Genomic DNA, 19,287 nt, shown 5'->3' with positions numbered 1-19,287 from the left:
AATCAATCCTGGATTTTCCAAGAATGCGCTTTCAATTCAATAGCTTTTAATCCATAAAAGAGCATCTTCCCAAGCCTCTGGACTTTTGAAAATCATAGATTCCTGAGCTTGATTGATTTTTTCATTCTGCTTTTTACCCGTTTTTGGATCAAACCAAACAGCTTTTAAATTTTCATTTTGCAGTAGAGAGATATCCACTTTGATTTCATCTTTTTCTGAGAAATAAATTACTATCTCTTTCGAATCAGAAGATAGCATAGCGACATTCAATGAGTCTTTTTCATTTTGTCCTTCCAAAATCAAGGATTGGTTAGGTTCGAATTTCCACCATTCTATGTCTTGCATCAATTTGGAAAACACCTTCATATTTCTTGCACCTTCTGAGGAAACAGCGACTTTCCAATCTTCTGTAACATATTTTGGATTACTTCCAAAGTTCCAGACGTTGGTGTTGCCATAGGTATGCATGCCTCCCGCAAAGGCCGCCCAATATGCCTGTTTTCTGATTTTGTGGGCAGTGATCGGTTTGGTAGGATATTCGGGGCCATCCTCATAGGCCCCTTCTCCATGTAGGATTGGTGCTATAGGATTTTTATTGTAATCTCTCGAAACTGTCTCATAAATGGAGGTATATAAATCCCAAGTTTGCAACATGTGAAAATCTATCCAGGGAGCATTCTTAAAGTATTCAGAGGAAGTATGACCACCTCTTGTATGAAACGTCATCAAGGTATTGGAGTAATCTTTATCTCCTGCTACTCCTAAATTGACCCCTTTGGCTAGTTCATTCCAAATGGACTTTTTGGTGTCGTTATCTGCCAATACATCTCCTCCCATACACCAGATGATATTGGTTTTGCTACCGTATCTTTCCCCCAAAAACTTCCCAAAATTCAAGGCATTTGATTCATTGATTAAATTATACCCATCGCCCTCTTTCATATTAAAGAGTGGAAGAAATACAATCTGCAACCCATATTTTTCGGCTCGGTCTATGATGAAATCTACATGATCCCAGTAATCATAAGCAATTGGATCAGAAGGGTCATTTCCTGGTGTAATAGCAGGAATCATTTTCACCTCATCTTCAAAAGCCTTGTCTCCATATATGTTTTCTAACTCTGGAGTGATAAAAGGATTTTTGTGCACAGCGGCGGCATGAATTGTAGTAAATCCTTGCTTGGCTCTTGTTTTTAGGTAAAAATCAACTTCCTTTCTAGTCAACTTTTGAAATAAACCCCAGCCCGTATCTCCTAACCAAAAATATGCTTTGCCTTTTTCATCCACTAAATAGCGATGGTTCTCACTGACCGAGAGTTGAGCATAGCTTGAATTTGCAATTCCAAAAATCAGAAAATAAAACAATACATAAACTCTAAAGCTTGATGAGGCTTTCATTGTGCTATAAATTTACGTGAAGGTATCTTTCAAGAAGTAATTTTAAAACGCTGATTACCTTTAAAATAGCACTTAATTCATTAAAAAAAGGTATTGACATAATGAATGTCAAATAGTTCCTAATAAGATACCTCAATAGGAACTTAAAAGCTTAAATTTCTTATTCGCTTTTCGCAGAATCTGCATAGCCAAATACCTTTTGAAGCAAGAGAGTGCTTCTGGCGGCTACACTTTCTCTGATTTTTAGTTCTTCTTTAGCGATTTCATAAAAAAGTCCATCAATCGCTTTTTCAGTCACATAAGCTGAAAGATCTGGATTTACTTTGGTCACGAGAGGCACTTGGTTGTAGCGGTTGATTACATCTCCCCAATATTTGGTAGCACCGACTTTGTCGAGACTTTGACCGATGATAGGCTCGAATTTTTTCTCAAGTTCGGATGTGGTTTTTTGCTGAAAATAAACGGTGGCCGCATCATTTTGGCCGAGCAAAATGTTTTTGACATCCTGAATGCTCATTTCCTTGATCGCAGCGACGAAAATCGGTTTGGCTTCGATGGCAGCATCCTCGGCAGCTCGATTGACCGAAGTAATTACCTGGTCGCAGAGACTACCCAGACCGATGCTTCGAAGGGTATTTTCGATTTTTTTTGCTTCTTCTGGGAAAGTGATTTTGATCAATTGATTTCCTAGATATCCATCCTTTTGAGCAAGTCTTTCAGAAGCGTATCCTGTTCCCAGTTCCAAAGCTTGCTTGAGTCCTGAATTGATTTCCGCATCGGTAGGAGTGCCGAGTCCCATTTGGCCGGCCAGCTGATTTACTGTATTGCAGCTTACGAGAAATAGAGTTAAAAATGGAATCCAGAAATATTTTTTGAAATTCATAAAGCTTGTTTTTGATATAGTAGGAGGAGGGCAAATATGATACCTGATTTTGGAAGGGCGAAGTATGAATTACGAAGTGATGATTTAAATATTTTGTGGACTAATTTTTCAATTAAGCTCATCCGGGCAAAGCCCAAGGACTGTATGTAGATCCTGTTTTTAGAGATATCCTAAAATTCGGCCCTATCAATTGCTCTTTCATCAATAAATACTTAACATAGGTGTAAATGTGAAAATAAACATGAACCTACGGCTTAATTCAGAATTTGGCACCCTCAAGGCGGTGCTCATGCATAGACCTGGAAAAGAAATCGATAGATTGACTCCTTATAACAAGGAGTTTCTGCTTTTTGAAGATGTGCCCTATCTGGACGCTTTGCAGCGAGAGCATGACATGTTTTCCAATTTGATCAAAGATGCGACAGGTGCTCAGGTATATCAATTGAGGGAGTTGCTGATCCGTGTCTTGTATGACGAGGAGATGCTCTTAAGTTTAATTCGAGATGCTTTGAAGAGATCGGGTTTGACCTATTTGGCGGAGGATATTCTTGAGAGATATTCGACTGCGGAATGTGCCTCTATTCTGACTGCCGGATTAAAAATCCACGAACTGAAGCGGAAAATCCCCACGCTGGATGCCGGGGAAATCATGGATCATGCATTCGCTATTTCGCCTTGTCCCAATTTGTATTTTCAGAGGGATCCCATGGCCCTGACCCCAGGCGGAGTGATTTTTTCCTCGATGAAGATGGAAGGCAGGCAGCGGGAAGCAGATTTGCTTAGGACAGTTTTTGAAAATCATCCCGAATTCAGAGATAACGTGAAAAAGCTTTATCCAATAGCTGGTCATGATACTCCACCGAGCATAGAGGGAGGAGATGTTATCGTGCTTTCACATGAGGCCGTTGCGATCGGGAATTCTGAGCGAACTGATGAAAAAGCCATTTACCATGCTGCAAAGGCTCTTTTGGCGGAAGGAACAGTGCAAAGAGTCTATGAAGTTCATTTGCCTAAAAAGCGCCAATACATGCATTTGGATACAGTTTTTACAGTGCTGGATGAAAATCTAGTGCTCACCTATCCGGATGCGATGAATGCGGTATTTCAAACCTCCCTTTACACCCTTAAAGAGATCAAGGATGACAAAGTTCATATCCGAAGGGAAGTATTGAATGAATCTTTATTGAAAGTCTTAGAACGGGAGATTCCTCATTTGGAAGTGTTGGCGACAGCAGATGGCAATCCAGATTATTCCATGCGTGAGCAGTGGTTTGATGGAGCCAATGTCTTTGCGATAGGACCGAGAAGGGTGATTTCTTACAATCGGAATATTCATACCAATCGCGCCTTGAGAAATATGGGAGTAGAAGTGCTAGAAATACCTTCTTCTGAGCTATCAAGAGGTCTTGGAGGCCCTAGATGCATGACGATGCCATTGAGCAGAGCCAGAGTCTGAGAGTAGTTGGTATCTAGTATCTAGATAAATAGTATCAAGTATTTGGAAGCTAGAAACAAGTCATCAGAACCAAGAGCCTAGAACGGGGAGTCAAGAGATAGGAGCATGTGGAGTAAGATGAATTTGGTAGAAGAGTGACTATTCTACCTTAATAATCTTGCTTGGAACAGAGATTCCATTTTCATTGAATGACTCAATGCTGAAATAGTACTCGGTATCTCGGTCGAGGTTTCGCATGAAAAGTGAATTGGCCTCATAGACCAACCAGGAATGGTAAAGCTTGTCAGGAGCTATTCCCCAACGGATATTGTAACCTTGTGCACCTGCTACTTTGTCCCATGTGAGCGCTGCATCTCTTCGATCACTCTGTCTTTCGAGTTTGAAGTTTTTCACTGCTGCAGGTTTTTTACCTAAGCCCAATCCGAAAACTCGGATTTCAGAAAGTGCCAAATTGGGTCCTGGCACATTTACATTTCTGTATCTTACGAATTTGGCTTCGATAGGCTGCTTGAGAACTTCATAAGCATTGGGAGAATCCTTATAGCTTTCACTTCGATCGATGACCGTTTGCCATGTAGATCCATCCTGAGAAGACTCTACTAGGAAGCGATGCCTCAACCCTTCGACTCGGGTATAGATACCGGATTCATGATCATGGAAATTCAGTTGAATCGCGTAGATTTTTCCAGGGTGTTGCATTTCTATTTTGACCCATTGATCTCTATCATTAGCTTCTGCTACCCAGTAGGATTTAGGATTTTCATCTGTCAACACTTCTGATAGGATCTCTCCATTTCCATCCTTTTCAACTGGTATTTCAAAAACTTCAACCTCATCATCGTTGGTGGTGCTTTTTCGGATCTGCATCTGGGAGGTGGAGACGGTGGTTTTTCCTCGATAAGAAAGCAGCATCCATCCGGTATGTTGTCCAGCTTTAGTCGGGTGGGATGGGGCAAATCTCGGGTAGTCACCATAGTGTGTATCAGAATGCATAAGCCCATCCTCATCAAAATAGGTCGGATACATGCATAGCCTTCGTTCCCACTGGGAATTGGAAGCTAGGGCCATCGTCGCAAAATGCCAGTAATTGCCATCGCTTGCCCGCAAAGTCATTCCATGTCCTGCGCCATTGCTAAACCCTCCAGGCTTGAAGGATATGGGATTATTTATCATATAAGTAAAAGGACCTAAGGGAGAATCGCCTACATAAGCTCCATCTCCATAGACATTGAATTGAGTGCCTGGAGCTGCGTATTGGAGGTAGTATTTTCCATTATGCTTGATCATGGACGCACCTTCCATATAGCCTTCTTTCAGTGTTGGATGGAAATTGTTTTCGCCAAATCGTTCCCAACCGTGAAGTTCTTCATCCAAATTGATCAACTCTTTTTTGACGCCAGTCTCCAGCATTCGCTGATCCTTGTTGAGCATTTTGACTTGAATAGGGTGGACATTGGATGAACCCCAGTAGAGATAGGTCTGACCATCATCATCGATGAACAAGTCAGAGTCTTGGATATTATTAGTGATGGAGGCAGTAGGAGTCCATTTGCCACTTTTAGGATCGTCTGTGTAGAGAATGCTCCCATATCCTGCTGGATCACCTGCAAAATAGACTAAGGAATCTTTGTAATTGAAAGCAGTTGGGGCATTGCTTCCTTCAAAAAACCATTGCTGAGGTTTGATGAATGTCCAATGGACTAAATCAGTAGAATGCCAGTATCCAAAGGAACGTGTGACAAACATGTAATATTCGTCCCGAAATTCGATGACAGCAGGATCAGCGCCAGACCGATAGGAAATATTACGGGACGAATTATAGACCATATAAGTATAGTCTATATCCAGTGGGTTGATGTAAGTGGGAGGGATGATTTCCTGCGCCTGTAGACTCAGGGAAATAAATAAACTTATAAAAATCAGCTTGGCTTTCATGATTATTGGGTCTATATGCTAGTATTTGGCTGAAAGGGTATCCTTGTTTGATTCAGAAAAAAAAAGTCCTGAAAATGAATTCAGGACTTAATTTTTAGATTTTGATGATCCAATCATGTGGATCGGCAACTGTCCCATATTTGATACCGTCCAGAGCGGCCAGTACCCGATGAGAAAATGCATCGGCTGGTTTCTCCGGAAGGATGTAATCTTTTCCATCCAGGTGTATTTTGTAAATATGAGCGATGGTGGCTGCCGTACCCGTGCCAAATGCTTCGTCAACTTGTCCCGCCTCCAATGCACTTTTCAATTCACTGACACTTAGAAATCTTTCCTCTAAGGATTCGTCCCAATCTTTGGCAAGTTGAATGACAGAATTTCTGGTGATTCCTTTCAGAATGGTACCAGTGTTGGTAGGGGCAGTGATGATTTTGCCATTGATTTTGAACATCACGTTCATCGTACCACTTTCCTCAATGTTGCTGTGGCTTTTTCCATCTGTCCAAAGCAGCTGATCGTAACCGGCCTTTTGGGCTTGGAGAGCTGGGAAAAGAGAGGCAGCGTAATTTCCGGCAGTTTTGGCAGCTCCTGTACCACCTTCAGTAGCTCGGGTGAATTTAGTCTCCACTTTGACGCTGACTGGCTTGGAGTAGTAGTTGCCTACCGGACAGGTGAAAATGATGAACTTGTAGGTGTCTGAAGGTTTCACTCCAATGTAATCATCTGTCGCAAACATAAAAGGACGGATGTAAAGTGAAGCTCCTTTAGCAGAAGGGACCCATGCTTTGTCCAGTTCCAGGAGTTGCAAAAGTCCTTCCATGAAGACTTCTTCCGGAAGAGAAGGCATGCACATTCTTTCTGCAGATTCATTCATTCTGCTCCAATTGGCATCAGCTCGGAAAATGATGATTTCACCATTTTCGTTTTTATAAGCCTTGAGCCCTTCGAAGATAGACTGACCATAATGCAAGGCTGCATTGGATGGGTTCAAATGCAAAGGAGCATATGGTTCTATTCTCAAGTCGCTCCATTCTCCATTTTTGAAATCAGCCACGAACATGTGATCGGAAATTGTCTTTCCGAAGACCAGATTGGAAAAATCGGTTTGTGAAAGTCTAGACGATTGTGTCTTTGTTACCGGGATTGCTAGGGATGTTTTCATGCCAAAGCTGATTAAGTCGAAATCAAATTGATAAGTATACTTGTTGGAAAAGCTACAGGGGCCTTTCCTGTTATTATTGTACTCTTGGAGTCCAAGTGACCTCTTCTACTTGGAGTTCTTGGGCCATTTTGCGACCCAAGACAAAGAAGTAATCCGAAAGACGATTGAGATACTGGATCAGTAGTTCATTGACGGCCTCGGTCTCGTTCAGTTCTACAGCTCTTCTTTCTGCCCTGCGGCAGACGGTTCGAGCCAAATGTGCAAAAGACACGGATAGATGGCCTCCAGGTAGAATAAACGCTCTCAAGGGAGGTAATTCTATTTCCATTTGATCCATTTCATGCTCCAATACCTCGATGTCTTCCTGATGGAGGTCTGGTTTTTTGACTTTGGTTTTTCCCGAAGGAGTAGCCAAATCAGCTCCGATGGTGAAGAGTCGATCTTGGATGTCTTTTAGAAGCTTACTTCTGGATTGATTGACTTCTTGATCCCGAAGTAGGCCCACATAGGAATTAAGTTCATCAACAGTGCCATAAGCATCTATCCTGAGATGAGATTTGGGGACTCTTTCTCCTCCGAGAAGTGAAGTTTTTCCCTGGTCTCCTGTTTTGGTATAGATTTTCATTGATTTAATCCTAATTCTCCGACAAAAATAAGAATCTATTTGATTCTTTTAGAAGAATTAGACCGGTACGGCTACTCCTCTTGTCGGGTTGGGATTGATGGTGTCTGTTTCGACTAGTCCATCTCTCAGCCTCACGATACGATGGGCGTAGTGGGCTATGTCATCTTCGTGCGTCACCATGATGATGGTGTTGCCTTTGGAGTGAAGCTCATGAAAGAGCTCCATGATGTCATAGGAAGTCTTAGTGTCCAAGTTTCCGGTAGGTTCATCGGCAAGGATGATACTCGGATTGTTGACCAGTGCTCTTGCGATAGCGACACGTTGTCTTTGACCACCAGAAAGTTCATTCGGTCTGTGTTTAGTACGCTCACCCAACCCTACATTTGACAAAGCCTGAAATGCCATTTCTTCTCTTTCGGACTTGCTATAACCCGAATATACTAGAGGAAGAGCCACATTTTCCAGACAGCTGGCTCTCGGAAGTAAGTTAAATGTCTGAAATACAAATCCAATTTCTTTGTTTCTGATATCAGCCAGTTCGTTTTCTGTCATGTCACTGACATCCTTGTTGTTCAGAATATAAGTACCGGAAGTAGGGGTGTCCAAGCATCCGATGATATTCATAAGCGTAGACTTGCCAGATCCAGAGGGGCCCATAAAAGCGACGTACTCACCTCTGTCCACTGTGATCGACACAGATTTGAGAGCTTGTATGATCTCGGAACCCATTTTATAGGTTCTGTTGATTTCGCTGGTTTCTATTACTCTGTTCATCCTTTTTGGGTTAGTGGTCTTAGTTTCCGTTTAAAAATAGAGTTTTTATCCGAGAAAACGACAATTGGGATCAATAGTTGGCCAATTGAAGTTTTTCTAATTCTTCTGGTGAAACCCATTCCTGCATTTTGACCAACGCATCGGTGGCATAATTTGCCAAACCAATTTTTCTTGCAGTACTGGCTTTTTTGATCCAGAGGATAGGATCTTTGCTGAATTCAGTAGCTGTATTCAAGACTTCATAAGCTTCCAGATCATCCTCGCAACTTTCTACTGCGGCCCAGACCAGGGGATTTAGATAAGGATTTGCAGTCAATTCGTCGCTCAAACCAAGCCAGTTTTGAAATGCTTGAAGGGATTTTTCATCCTTGAAATCTGGATTTTCGAGGAAACGAGACAGTGCTTCATTTTCTCCTCGGTGATTTGTGATGAACTGCCCCAAAGTTTTTAAGTCTGCCTCATCCAAGCCATGTCCTTTATACGCTAGAATACGGATGGCTAAGTCAGTTTTAAGTTCTGCATTTTCCAATTCTTTCCATTGCTGAAAAAGCGGACGAGCCATGCTTTCATTTAGATTTTCGATCAGATTGAGATATGTCAAAGTGTTGGCATCCGCTTCAGAGAGATAGTCTGGAATAGTTAGTTGATACTCGAGGCGGATCTGTTCAGCTTTTTCATAAAACCCTCCCAAGGTCAAAATGCTCCAATGATAAGGTTGAAAAGCTTGAAATCCCTTTTCTTCCGCAGCGATCAGTTCTTTGGAAGCCTTTTTGAAATCCATCTGTTGCGCCATAATCGAGGAAGAAAGCTGAAGGAAATAGCCTGCATCTCCAGGGTTTCGAAAAGCCAACCCGTTGAGATTTTTGACCGCCTCAGTGACGCGTCCAGCTCCCAGACTACGGATCACTCCTGTCTCCTGCAGCGCCATGATGTGCTGAGAAAACTGGGCTTGGTTCCAAAGACTGTCCAATAAGTGAAGTTCTTCGGAAGGATTTTGAATGTTTTTGATAGAAAATAAATTTCTCCAACCAGCCTGTGCCAAAAGTGGAGTTGGCTCTGTCAAAAGCATTTGTTTCAGTTGGTCTACCAGTTCCTCTTCCGGAAAATTTCCCAAAGCATTCTGCTTAGCCAGCTCGTTGATCATTCCTGAAATAGTTTTCGGAGCAGGGCTTGGGGCATCGTAGATTCCCAACTTGAGCTGAATCGGAGTTAGATTCTCGGGTTCTTTCAGGTTAGAGTTTTCATATAGAGCCAGAGCGTCCTGTTGGCGATTAGCTTTGATGTAAAATAGTGCGAGGTTATTGACCAGGTAGGGATTTTCTGGAAAGCGATCTATAGCTGTCTCGAGATAATAGATGGATTCCAGGATTTTGTTTTCCCGATGTAGTCGTTCGGCAAGGAGCAAAATATTATCTACTTGAGGCGCCTCAGCAAAACTTTCCTCCAAATGCCGCTTCGCCAAGGTGGGTTGATTGAGCTCAAAAAGCAATTGAGCAGTTGCATTTTTGGCTTTAGGGTTGTTGCGGAAGCGAAACCATGTGTTTTCATAGATTATACTTGCCTCCAGTTTTTGACCGGTATTGTAGTAGTATTCGCCCAAAACATGATTGCTCAGTGAGTTGACTTGCACCCCGACGATTCCGTCTGCATAGGCCATTGCGACCAGCATGGCAATGACTCCTCCTATTCTCAGGTGATAGTAGGGCAGGGAGTAAGGCTTGAAAAGTACCTGTTCTATTGCCTTTCCGGAATTCATGACGTTGAGGAAGTTGGACAACACATAGATCAAAAAGAACAAGCTAAATCCTAACTGGCTATAGGTGAAGATATGCTTGAAAAATTCCAATGCTGGCTGATTTCCAGAAAGCTTGAGTTTCCATATCACCCAAAGACAAATCCCAAATCCAAGCAAATAAAGTCCACGAATAACATAGGGAGGAGCTGCCAAATCCAAATCAGATTCTGTTTTGACTCGAATAGTAAACCAACCCAAGACGCCTAGAGGAATCACCAAAAGTATGGGGTCAAATGCCGGAAGCAAGCGCAGTGTAGACCCAGTGATGACTAGCATGCTGTTGAACATCAGAAGGATGTAGATCAAAGTCAGCAGCGTGAATTGTATTGAAATTTTCAAAGAAAGATTTCTTCCTGCTTTTGCAAGTAGAATGTAAAGTCCAGAGACGACCCCATGACCATTCCAAAGTATCCAAGCTATTGCCAGTATTAAGGCGGGAATGGTAAGATGTTCTGCTATGAAAATCTGCGGTTGCTCGATTGGGCTCAATTGGATCAATGAAAAAAATGTAATCCCTGTTGCGAGCAGATTCAGGAGAAAGCGGAGTTCGAACCGAATCTTTTTGCCACTGATATGCAGGAAAACGGGTACTCCCAAAGTACCGACTAGGATACTTATCAAAGAAACATTGCTACTGAGTCCACCGATATCGAGCCCATTAAAATTGGACAAAGTGATCAAAATGATCCAAGCTATGCCAAATCCAATGAAATAGATTTTTTTGAAGTCACTGACAAGCGCAAGCAGGGCCGAAATCGCTAGCCAGCTGATCACTCCAAAAGCCAAACTCTCGCTGATAAATGTATGGGGTGGAAGAGATTTGAATTCCTGAAAAATCAGAAAATTATCGACCAGAATCGGGAATGAAATCGGCCCAAACTGCGTCCAATCAAAGGGAATGGCTAGTGAGTCCAAAAAATATCCAGCCTCTATAGATCGGTAGGGTTGGGGTTGGATCAGGAGGTAATAATATGCAAAAAGCCCTCCTGTAATGATGAATAGGAGGGCCGGGATTGTCAATTTTCCAGCTTTGCTTGGATTCATTATTCTAAAACCTTTGGAACTCTAAAATAGTCTGCGTCTCGTTTGGGGGCATTTTTGAGCCCTGCTTCATGATCCAGGTGCGTCCCGACTTTATCTTCTCTCATGTCATTGACCTCAGAGGACATGGTGGTCAGGGGAGCTACAGAGTCCGTGTCCAGCTCGTTAAGTTTTTCGACCCAATCGAGGATTTGACTCATGTCCTTGGACAGTTTTTCAGCCGAGTTTTCGTCAAATTCCAATCTGGCAAGATGGGCTATTTTTTTGATGGTTTCTTGATCGATTTTCATTCTTTATCTAGTCGAATTGTCCTGCTCCAACTGCTGCTGAATGATACTAAAGCAGCGATCTTTCAGGCTTTTTTCTGTTTCATTCTCCTGAGGTATTAGTGCTTCATGCAAAACCATTTTTGCAGGTTTGGGGTGTAGAAGCAGTTTACCGTCGTCTGGCAAAATTAGATGATTATAGGATAAAGTGACAGGGATGATAGGGATTTGTTTTTCCAGAGCCAAGCGGAATGCCCCATTTTTGAAAGCTATCATTTCCGGTGGAGATTGGGAATAAATGCCTCCTTCGGGAAACAATACAATGCTGCTCCCTTGGTCCAGGGCTTCTCCAGCTCTTCGCATGGTCTCCGCTCGGCTTCGTAGTCTAGAGCGATCCACTGCGATATGGAGTCCCTTGAAATAATATCCGAAAAGGGGCACTTTTCGGATAGATGCCTTGCCTACAAACTGTACATCTCCCGGGATAAAACCCATCATCGGAATATCTAAATAGGAGAAATGATTGGCCAGGAAAAGGTAAGGCTTCCCTTTTTCTATTTTTCCACGGATTTCTCTTTTCACGGGAAGAAATATCAAGCTAAAGTAGATTCTTGCCCAGTAGCGATTGATTTTACGCCCAAATCTTTTCCAAGAAGAAACCCAAATACAGACTAGGAAAAATGGAAAAATCAGAATGAAACTGAGTAAAAAGACCAATCCGGCATAAATGGAATAGATCCGTAAAAAAATCTTATTCATGGTTGATCATGTGATTGGCGACTTTGACAAAATAGCCGAGCATTAATTCCCGTGCCTCAGGCTCCAAAGAAAGGCGGTCCATTGCGGCTAGCATTGCATTGAGCCAGTGATTTCGCATGGTGCCGTCGATTTTCCAATTGAGGTGACGCATTCGCAGTCGTGGATGCCCGCGCTCTTCAGAGTAGGTTTGAGGACCTCCAAAAACCTGCAATAAAAAGAGGTAAAGTCTTCTCTCAGCCGGCTTTAAGTCTTCTTCTGGGTAGCGCTTTCTCAATTCTGCATTCATCGCAACTTCCTCATAAAAGTATGTAGCCAATTGTCGGATAGTATTTTCTCCGACCAATTCATAAATACTTTGAAATGGATTCATGGCCCAAACTTAACAAATGCTTTCTTTAGGAGCTGTGCTTTTTGACCTTGAGAGAGGTGCCTTCTGTAGAAATGACTTCTATTTTTTCTCCCTGATCGATAAACTCTCCTCTGGAGTAAGCATCATAGATGTCTCCTTCGATTTCTACTCTGCCACTAGGCCGAAGGCGGGAGTGTACTGTTCCTGTTTTGCCGAGTAGCTCACTTTGATAGAAACTGGAAGTATAACCCTCAGTTCTTTGCTGGGTTTCGGCCAAGGTGATGGATTTAAATGCGCCCCATTCGTTGACTTTCGGTGTGAGCCAAAAGATCAGTGCCACGGATACAATCGCCGACAGAATAACAGTCAGAAGAGCCGTAAACAACTGAGATGCCGGTACAAAATCAAAGTTGAAATTCTGATTGGGAAGCATGCCCAGTACCAGTCCGGTCAAGATGCAGGTGATCCCCAAGACCCCAAAAATGCCAAAGCCGGGGATGACAAATAGCTCAAGAGCGAGGAGAACGATGCCGATGACGAATACGATCATTTCCCAGTTTTCAGCCAACCCATTGAGATAGTAAGGAATGAAATACAGAATGGTCGCAACGATGGAAGCTAGGAGTGGGAAACCAACACCCGGAGTCTGAATCTCAAAATAAATGCCCCCGATGATGATCAAGATCAGTACTCCGCTGATCGCTGGGTTGAGAAAAAATGAAATGATCGTCTCGGTATGGGATACTTCATAAGCAGATATCGTCGCGTCTTGGATGCCTTTGGCTTCTAGGATTTCGTCAATAGAATCATATTGTCCTTCGCAAAAGCCGTTTTTGATGGCCTCAGAAACCGAAAAGGTCAAAACCGATCCTTCTTCTGTGATTCCTTCGATTACCAAACTTTCATCGACCATTGCTTCGGCAATTTTGGGATCACGGCCTTTTGCTTCAGCAGTGCTTCGCATCATGGATCTCATGTAGGATTGATACTTGTCAGGCGCAGCCATACCGTCAGTGCCATTGACCACTGTCGCAGCTCCGATGCTCGCACCGGGAGCCATGTAGATGCTGTCACTGGCGATTGATATTAGGGCTCCTGCGGAGGCAGCGTCTTTGTTTATAAAAGTGTAAACGGGGATTTCTGATTCCAAAATCATGGTACGTATATCATCGGCGTCATTGACCGCTCCTCCATAGGTATCCATCTCGATGATGATCAGATCTGCCTTTTGCTCCTTTGCGTCTTCCAAAGCCAATTTCACCCTTCTGTTCATTGCAGGATCTATGTCACGGTCAATCTTGAAAGTGAAGATTCGATGGATGTCTAGCTGCTGCCCCTGACCAAAAAGGTGAAGCGAGACGAGCATGAAGATGACTAATGGAAAAAATCGTTTCATAGAGTTTTGGGTATAGATTTCAAGTTACACACTAAAATGAGGCAGACCTTGTTTTCGGGAAAATTTAGCGTGTTTTTTGTCGAATTGAAGCCGCAAATTGGTTCATCCCAAATCTTATTTCTCCTCCCGAGTTCTTTAGCATAATTATTGATTCTAAGCAGGGAGAATAGATTCTTCTAAGCCCCTAATTCAGCTAAAACTATGATTTTCAATAAAAGAACGTTCTATTTTGTTCCAGCGTTTTTGATTTCCTGTTCCGCTTTTGCCATCACCGAGATGGATTCTGTAAGGACAGAGAGAGTTGGTGACAAAACTTTTGTAATTCATGAAGTGGAAGCCAAAGAGACACTTTTTGGTATTTCCAGAAGATATCAGACTCCAGTGGGAGATATTGTCCAAGCCAATGATGCTCTCAAATCGGGATTGAAAATTGGACAGGAAATCCGAGTGCCATACATCACTAAAGCGGAAGTGCCATCTGGATCTACGCTTCACAAAGTGGCAGCGGGAGAGACACTATTTGCCATTTCTAAGAAATACAATGTAGCTGTTTCTGATATCATGACTTGGAACGGTTTGAAAGGTAATGATCTCAGTGTGGGGCAGGCCTTGATTATCCAGTCTGCTACTCCAGAACCTAAACCTGCGGCTGTTGCTAGTTCCACGCCAGTTGCTACACCGACGCCTGTGGCTGCGTCAACCACCACTACAAAAGAAGTAAAAACAGAAACTCCCAAAGCACAGCCAAAACCTGAGGTAAAAGAAGAAAAAGTAGCCTCTAAGCCGGAACCGAAGATGGCAGAAGAGCCAAAGCCAACTGGTCAGCCGATCGTGCCTGGAGATTGGATCTCGCATGAAGTCAAGCCTGGACAGACTCTTTTCTCTATCGCAGGGCAGTACAATGCCAAGGTGGAAGATTTGATCAATTGGAATGGGTTGACCTCAAATAACCTTCGAAGCGGACAAGTGCTTAAAGTCGGCCGTGCCGAAGCGGGGCCTTCTGAAGTGCCTATAGTAGGTGAACCAAGAGTCGCTGCCAGCGCAGAAGAAATGCATGTGGTCCCAGATGGCGCTAGTTCGGGAGGATTTAAAAACATTCGCGAATCTGGTCAGGCCGAATTGATAGAAGGAACTGGTGGTCACAAGAAATACCTTGTGCTCCACAGAACTGCTCCCGTTGGCACGATCATGAGAGTCAAAAATGAAGAAAATGACGTAACTATATTTGCCAGAGTAGTTGGGACGCTTCCGGAGACCGGAGACAATTCCAAATTGGTGATCAAACTATCTCAAGCTGCTTTTGACCAACTCAAAGCTATGAATGGAAGATTTCCAGTTGAGTTGATGTATTGATTGAGTTAGCTCAAAAATTAAAGCTCCGGTTTTCCGGAGCTTTTTTTGTTTGTAGCATAACTATCCGCTTTTCACTTAGTTAGTCTGATATGAAAACGATCTCCCCAATTCGCACACTCGTATTTTTGGCTTTCTTCTTTATTTGCTTTGAAAGTATTAGTCAGCAATTTCCTGAATTAGAGTCTTTCAATCAAACCAGACTGGATTATAATCAAAAGGGAATGTTGATCCTGGGGACTTGGGCAGTCGGGAATATGATCTGGGGAGGAATTGCAGCTAGTCAAACTTCAGGTCAGACCAAAGCTTTTCATCAAATGAACCTCTATTGGAATTCCGTGAATCTGGTCATTGCCGGATTGGGGTACTGGCAGGCTAGCAAAGAAACTCCCAGTTCTGATTTTTGGCAGACTATGGATGCTCAAAGTGGGATTGAAAAAATACTGTTGGTCAATGCAGCTCTCGATCTGGCTTATATGGGAGCAGGGATGTATCTCAAAGAAAGAGGACTTCGAAAAGACAATGTGCGCTTGATTGGATTTGGTCAATCAATCCTTTTGCAAGGTGCATTTTTGATGGTTTTCGATGGGATTATGTATGCCTTTCATCATACCCATGCCCAAGATTTGCCCAAAATCGTCCAACAAATTAGCTTGTCAGCAAATGGAGTATCTATTTATGTACCACTCTAAATGGCGATTTGGAAAAGTATCAATGCTCAAAAACTTGAGTTTGTCATTCTACTGATTGGAGGGTAACTTTGCATCGAAGTCCCCAACTATGAACAAGGTTCAACTCATTTTCCACCACATCTTTCGCTTTATCTGGAATGCCATTTTCGTCATATCCTATCCGATTTTGGCGAGTTTTGGGTTGATTTTTATTGGCTTGACCTGGTTGTTTTCCCAACTTTCGAGTCTTCTGACAAGACTGCGTCCCGAAGGTAGCAAAGTAGAAATCAAAGAAGCAGACTGGGAAGAACTTCCATATTCCAATGGCCTGTTGGAAGCCAAACTGGTCAAACAGATTATGTTTGGTCCATCTGGGTTTCGATTGAGAAGAATAGATGGAGTACCATCGGTGCTGTCAGATTTTGTTTTTGGAAACAAAATACGAGTAATCGAAGAGGGTTTCATACTAGAAAAGTGGAATAGCACTGAGTCCAAAGAGTTGCCGGATTTTGATATCTGTCTTTATGATCCAGACGAAGATTCCCTCCGATCTCTCACAAATATCAAGTGTTTTGACTGGCATGTCTCGGAAAAAGTCGAAAATGAGCTTTCGTTCAAATGGTTTGATGGGACCCAAGGAGGAGAAGTGAAGGTGGCACTTTGATGGAGGGACTCAAGGATTTTTTAGATCAAAAAGTAGAGCAATACAATCAGCCGGGTTTCATTCCCAATGATCCTGTGTCTATTCCCCATCGATTTTCCAAAAAGCAAGACATTGAGGTTTCAGGATTTTTTGCTGCGATTTTGGCTTGGGGTCAACGCAAAACTATCATCAATAAATGTCTGGAATTGATGCAAATGATGGATAATGCTCCCCATGAGTTTTTGATACATCATCAGGAGGCGGATTTAAAGCACTTTTTGACATTCAAGCATCGAACATTCAATGACATCGATACGCTTTATTTCATTCATTTTCTTTCTTGGTTTTATAGAAATCATGATTCTCTGGAAGAGGCATTTTTAATAGATAGAAAGTCTGGCAATGCAACCATGGAAAAGCTGCTGATCAGTTTCCATGAGTTTTTCTTTTCTCTGCCAGATGCTCCTCACCGTACCAAAAAGCATATCGCTACGCCAGCAAGGAAAGCTGCCTGTAAGCGGATCAATATGTTTTTGCGCTGGATGGTCCGAAAGGATGAGAATGGGGTTGATTTCGGTATTTGGGACAAGATCTCACCTGCACAACTGATCTGTCCCTGCGACGTGCACGTGGACCGAGTAGCCAGAAAATTAGGGTTGATAGACAGGAAGCAGACAGACTGGCTGACCGCTGTGGAGCTGACTGGGAGATTGAGTGAGTTTGATCCGGCGGATCCTGTCAAGTATGATTTTGCACTTTTTGGGCTAGGTGTGGAGGAGAAGTTCTGATCAAACCTATTCCCAATTTGTATTCCCACGGATAGGCACCGAAAAGCTCGTAGACATTCACTGATTTTATTTCTATTAGACCTTTTCCTGAGGTCTAAATCTAATTTCATTTGGGTAGGGGAAGGCATGAATCATCTCACCTTTCAAGATTTTCTCCTGAATCTTTTGCCAGTAGCTAGGGTCAAAAAGATTCTTATTATAAGCTAGAAAATGCTCCTTCAAATCAGCTCGTCCTATCATCCATCTTCTGAAATCTTCAGGAAACACATCATTTCTGGCAATATCATACCAAGGCTCAGAAGCATAGATTTGCTCGTAAGTCTCGGCTTTTGGCTTTATACGAAAATTCATGTCTGTCAGGAATTCGATTTCATCATAGTCGTAAAAAATCACTCGCTTTTGTCTGGTCAAGCCAAAGTTTTTGGTCATCATATCGCCCGGGAATATATTGGCTTGGGCCAATTGCAGAATCGCTCTACCATAATCTTCCACGACTTGATTACCCTCTTCTGTGCTGCATGCATCAAGATAAAGATTAAGAGGTTCCATTTTTCTCTCTGTGTATAGATGTTTGATGATAAGGTATTTATCATCTATTTTCAAAAGTGAATTTGCCGTGTTTCGTAGCTCTTGCAGAAGTTCTGGACTTACTTTTTCCAGTGGAATTTTGAAAAACTCAAACTCATGTGTATCGGCCATTCGACCAACCCGGTCATGAAGGGAAACCAATTTATACTTTTCTCTGACTTCCTGGCGAGTCATGCTTTTGGGAGGCTCAAAGTGATCCTTGATCAACTTGAAAACTACATTGAAGGATGGAAGTGTAAATACAGTCATGACCATGCCTTTGACTCCGGGTGCTACGATAAACTGATCTTTGCTCTGCTCGAGATGCAGCAGGTAATCTCTGTAAAACAGCGTTTTCCCATGCTTGTTGAAGCCAATGGCATTGTAAAGTTCGTGCGTTTTTTTGTGGGGGATCACCGAACTCAAAAAAGCGACTACTTGGGAAGGAATATCTGCCTCTACCATAAAGTAAGACCTGGTAAAGCTGAACATACTGCTCATGATATTCGGGTCAAAAATCAGCGTGTCCACGAAAATCCCCCTCGGTCCATGCAAGATCGGAATGATAAAAGGCATCCACTTTTGACCGACGTAGGTCCGGCCGATCAGATATGCGGCTTTATTTCTGTAAAATACTGATTTAAGAATTTGAGTGGTGGTGTCTGGACTTGGCCTATACCGAGTCAAAATCACTTTTTTGACGCTACTGATGAGCAGTTGGATGTCTTGTTCCAGATCCATAAACTCAGCTCCAAAATCGAAATCATCTAAAATCTTTCTCAGTATCGCATCCAAACCCATAGAAGAAGGGTATGTGAAAATAAGCTCTTCAAGTGGCCTTACTTCGCAGACTGCATGTCCTTCCATCAGAAACATCAGTTCCTCATCCGCGGCCATTCCCGGGAATACTTTTCGGATTACAGAATTAAAAAATGTCTCAGCCAATTCCACATCTGGCCTTTCGCTGATCAATTGATGGTAGTTCTCCCTTATTTCTTTCCAAACTTGCCTGTTGCCACATTCATCTTTTAAGTTTTCCTTGATTTCCGCTACCAGCGGAAACAATAAGTCTTTGTATAGCCGAAGTCTTTGACGGTGGTTGAGTTGGGTTGCAGTCCAGTTTCTTTCTTTGAAATAGCGGGGAGCCAGGCGCGTGTATGTTTTAAACGACAGGATGTAGCTCAAAAATCCTTTGTATAACTGAGCAGATAGAAAATGCGAATCAATAGCCATGCTGAAAATTACTAAAATCATCCGGATGGAATAAGGCTAGCCTAATGAAATCCTTGAGCTCAGATTCGCCAATTATTTACCAAGGCTGAAAAGTGCTCCCAGTAGATTTTTCTCGGAAAAAATATTTGAATGAAAGCTGCAATTTTTATCAGTTCTCATGATACTGATAATGAGATAATTAAGTTTTAGTTTGGGT

Annotated in this window: 17 protein-coding genes; 5 read left to right on the top strand and 12 right to left on the bottom strand. The window is 42.6% G+C overall.

Features of this window, described 5'->3' with window-relative positions; translation table 11 throughout:
- Positions 1–36: 36 nt before the first annotated feature.
- Together G460_RS0104855 and G460_RS0104850 are read right to left on the bottom strand one after the other, a co-directional pair.
- Positions 37–1,398 (bottom strand): glycoside hydrolase family 140 protein, encoded by a 1,362-nt coding sequence (locus G460_RS0104855; RefSeq protein ID WP_026954308.1) that lies wholly within the window; start codon positions 1,396–1,398, stop codon positions 37–39.
- Positions 1,399–1,558: 160 nt separating this feature from the next.
- A complete protein-coding gene (locus G460_RS0104850; protein WP_035463853.1) occupies positions 1,559–2,281 on the bottom strand; it encodes a DUF4197 domain-containing protein in 723 nt (240 codons plus the stop codon).
- A gap of 241 nt (positions 2,282–2,522) precedes the next feature.
- On the opposite strand from G460_RS0104850, the gene G460_RS0104845 reads away from it, so the two are divergent.
- Entirely contained in the window at positions 2,523–3,737 is a 1,215-nt protein-coding gene (locus G460_RS0104845) for an arginine deiminase (protein ID WP_026954306.1), read from the top strand.
- Positions 3,738–3,875: 138 nt separating this feature from the next.
- On the opposite strand, the gene G460_RS0104840 is transcribed toward G460_RS0104845, so the two are convergent.
- The 9 genes from G460_RS0104840 to G460_RS0104800 form a co-directional block, all read right to left on the bottom strand.
- Positions 3,876–5,672 carry a family 43 glycosylhydrolase gene (locus tag G460_RS0104840; protein WP_084421147.1) on the bottom strand — a complete coding sequence of 599 codons (1,797 nt, stop codon included), beginning with the start codon at positions 5,670–5,672 and terminating at the stop codon, positions 3,876–3,878.
- A 94-nt stretch (positions 5,673–5,766) separates the two neighbouring features.
- Entirely contained in the window at positions 5,767–6,834 is a 1,068-nt protein-coding gene (locus tag G460_RS0104835) for a branched-chain amino acid aminotransferase (RefSeq protein ID WP_026954304.1), read from the bottom strand.
- 73 nt (positions 6,835–6,907) lie between these two features.
- Positions 6,908–7,459, bottom strand: coding sequence for a cob(I)yrinic acid a,c-diamide adenosyltransferase (locus G460_RS0104830; RefSeq protein WP_026954303.1), 552 nt, complete (start codon positions 7,457–7,459; stop codon positions 6,908–6,910).
- Between the two features lie 57 nt (positions 7,460–7,516).
- Positions 7,517–8,233, bottom strand: a complete 717-nt coding sequence (locus tag G460_RS0104825) for an ABC transporter ATP-binding protein (protein ID WP_026954302.1) — start codon at positions 8,231–8,233, stop codon at positions 7,517–7,519.
- 70 nt (positions 8,234–8,303) lie between these two features.
- Complete coding sequence (locus G460_RS0104820; protein ID WP_026954301.1) at positions 8,304–11,072, bottom strand: tetratricopeptide repeat protein; 2,769 nt, start codon at positions 11,070–11,072, stop codon at positions 8,304–8,306.
- On the bottom strand, positions 11,072–11,359 hold the full coding sequence (gatC, locus tag G460_RS0104815; RefSeq protein WP_026954300.1) for an Asp-tRNA(Asn)/Glu-tRNA(Gln) amidotransferase subunit GatC: 288 nt from the start codon (positions 11,357–11,359) through the stop codon (positions 11,072–11,074). Before gatC ends, G460_RS0104820 begins: the two co-directional genes overlap by 1 nt.
- A 3-nt stretch (positions 11,360–11,362) precedes the next feature.
- On the bottom strand, positions 11,363–12,094 hold the full coding sequence (locus G460_RS0104810) for a lysophospholipid acyltransferase family protein (protein WP_026954299.1): 732 nt from the start codon (positions 12,092–12,094) through the stop codon (positions 11,363–11,365).
- Positions 12,087–12,464: a globin domain-containing protein gene (locus tag G460_RS0104805; RefSeq protein WP_026954298.1), complete on the bottom strand. Its 378-nt coding sequence runs from the start codon at positions 12,462–12,464 to the stop codon at positions 12,087–12,089. The genes G460_RS0104810 and G460_RS0104805 overlap by 8 nt, the downstream gene beginning before the upstream one ends.
- Before the next feature lie 25 nt (positions 12,465–12,489).
- A complete protein-coding gene (locus G460_RS0104800) occupies positions 12,490–13,839 on the bottom strand; it encodes an NfeD family protein (protein WP_026954297.1) in 1,350 nt (449 codons plus the stop codon).
- Positions 13,840–14,040: 201 nt separating this feature from the next.
- On the opposite strand from G460_RS0104800, the gene G460_RS0104795 reads away from it, so the two are divergent.
- The 4 genes from G460_RS0104795 (at position 14,041) to G460_RS0104780 (ending at position 17,291) form a co-directional block, all read left to right on the top strand.
- Entirely contained in the window at positions 14,041–15,192 is a 1,152-nt protein-coding gene (locus G460_RS0104795; protein WP_026954296.1) for a LysM peptidoglycan-binding domain-containing protein, read from the top strand.
- A gap of 89 nt (positions 15,193–15,281) precedes the next feature.
- Positions 15,282–15,881, top strand: coding sequence for a DUF6992 family protein (locus G460_RS0104790; protein WP_026954295.1), 600 nt, complete (start codon positions 15,282–15,284; stop codon positions 15,879–15,881).
- A gap of 88 nt (positions 15,882–15,969) precedes the next feature.
- Entirely contained in the window at positions 15,970–16,524 is a 555-nt protein-coding gene (locus tag G460_RS0104785) for a hypothetical protein (protein WP_026954294.1), read from the top strand.
- On the top strand, positions 16,524–17,291 hold the full coding sequence (locus G460_RS0104780; RefSeq protein WP_026954293.1) for a TIGR02757 family protein: 768 nt from the start codon (positions 16,524–16,526) through the stop codon (positions 17,289–17,291). The genes G460_RS0104785 and G460_RS0104780 overlap by 1 nt, the downstream gene beginning before the upstream one ends.
- Positions 17,292–17,366: 75 nt before the next feature.
- On the opposite strand, the gene aceK is transcribed toward G460_RS0104780, so the two are convergent.
- Positions 17,367–19,112, bottom strand: a complete 1,746-nt coding sequence (gene aceK / locus G460_RS0104775) for a bifunctional isocitrate dehydrogenase kinase/phosphatase (protein WP_245578698.1) — start codon at positions 19,110–19,112, stop codon at positions 17,367–17,369.
- Between the last annotated feature and the right edge of the window lie 175 nt (positions 19,113–19,287).

The organism is Algoriphagus vanfongensis DSM 17529, assembly GCF_000429465.1.
Taxonomy (GTDB): domain Bacteria; phylum Bacteroidota; class Bacteroidia; order Cytophagales; family Cyclobacteriaceae; genus Algoriphagus; species Algoriphagus vanfongensis.
The sequence above is the reverse complement of the archived record's forward strand: the minus strand, read 5'-3'. Positions and strand labels throughout refer to the sequence as shown.

What these genes read in the sequence shown, in the direction of transcription:
- G460_RS0104835 (WP_026954304.1), bottom strand. Translation starts at nt 6,834, where the DNA reads ATGAAAACATCCCTAGCAATCCCGGTAACAAAGACACAATCGTCTAGA.
- G460_RS0104840 (WP_084421147.1), bottom strand. Translation starts at nt 5,672, where the DNA reads ATGAAAGCCAAGCTGATTTTTATAAGTTTATTTATTTCCCTGAGTCTA.
- G460_RS0104845 (WP_026954306.1), top strand. Translation starts at nt 2,523, where the DNA reads ATGAACCTACGGCTTAATTCAGAATTTGGCACCCTCAAGGCGGTGCTC.
- G460_RS0104800 (WP_026954297.1), bottom strand. Translation starts at nt 13,839, where the DNA reads ATGAAACGATTTTTTCCATTAGTCATCTTCATGCTCGTCTCGCTTCAC.
- aceK (WP_245578698.1), bottom strand. Translation starts at nt 19,112, where the DNA reads ATGATTTTAGTAATTTTCAGCATGGCTATTGATTCGCATTTTCTATCT.
- G460_RS0104830 (WP_026954303.1), bottom strand. Translation starts at nt 7,459, where the DNA reads ATGAAAATCTATACCAAAACAGGAGACCAGGGAAAAACTTCACTTCTC.
- G460_RS0104790 (WP_026954295.1), top strand. Translation starts at nt 15,282, where the DNA reads ATGAAAACGATCTCCCCAATTCGCACACTCGTATTTTTGGCTTTCTTC.
- G460_RS0104855 (WP_026954308.1), bottom strand. Translation starts at nt 1,398, where the DNA reads ATGAAAGCCTCATCAAGCTTTAGAGTTTATGTATTGTTTTATTTTCTG.
- G460_RS0104805 (WP_026954298.1), bottom strand. Translation starts at nt 12,464, where the DNA reads ATGAATCCATTTCAAAGTATTTATGAATTGGTCGGAGAAAATACTATC.
- G460_RS0104825 (WP_026954302.1), bottom strand. Translation starts at nt 8,233, where the DNA reads ATGAACAGAGTAATAGAAACCAGCGAAATCAACAGAACCTATAAAATG.
- G460_RS0104785 (WP_026954294.1), top strand. Translation starts at nt 15,970, where the DNA reads ATGAACAAGGTTCAACTCATTTTCCACCACATCTTTCGCTTTATCTGG.
- gatC (WP_026954300.1), bottom strand. Translation starts at nt 11,359, where the DNA reads ATGAAAATCGATCAAGAAACCATCAAAAAAATAGCCCATCTTGCCAGA.
- G460_RS0104820 (WP_026954301.1), bottom strand. Translation starts at nt 11,072, where the DNA reads ATGAATCCAAGCAAAGCTGGAAAATTGACAATCCCGGCCCTCCTATTC.
- G460_RS0104795 (WP_026954296.1), top strand. Translation starts at nt 14,041, where the DNA reads ATGATTTTCAATAAAAGAACGTTCTATTTTGTTCCAGCGTTTTTGATT.
- G460_RS0104850 (WP_035463853.1), bottom strand. Translation starts at nt 2,281, where the DNA reads ATGAATTTCAAAAAATATTTCTGGATTCCATTTTTAACTCTATTTCTC.
- G460_RS0104810 (WP_026954299.1), bottom strand. Translation starts at nt 12,094, where the DNA reads ATGAATAAGATTTTTTTACGGATCTATTCCATTTATGCCGGATTGGTC.
- G460_RS0104780 (WP_026954293.1), top strand. Translation starts at nt 16,524, where the DNA reads ATGGAGGGACTCAAGGATTTTTTAGATCAAAAAGTAGAGCAATACAAT.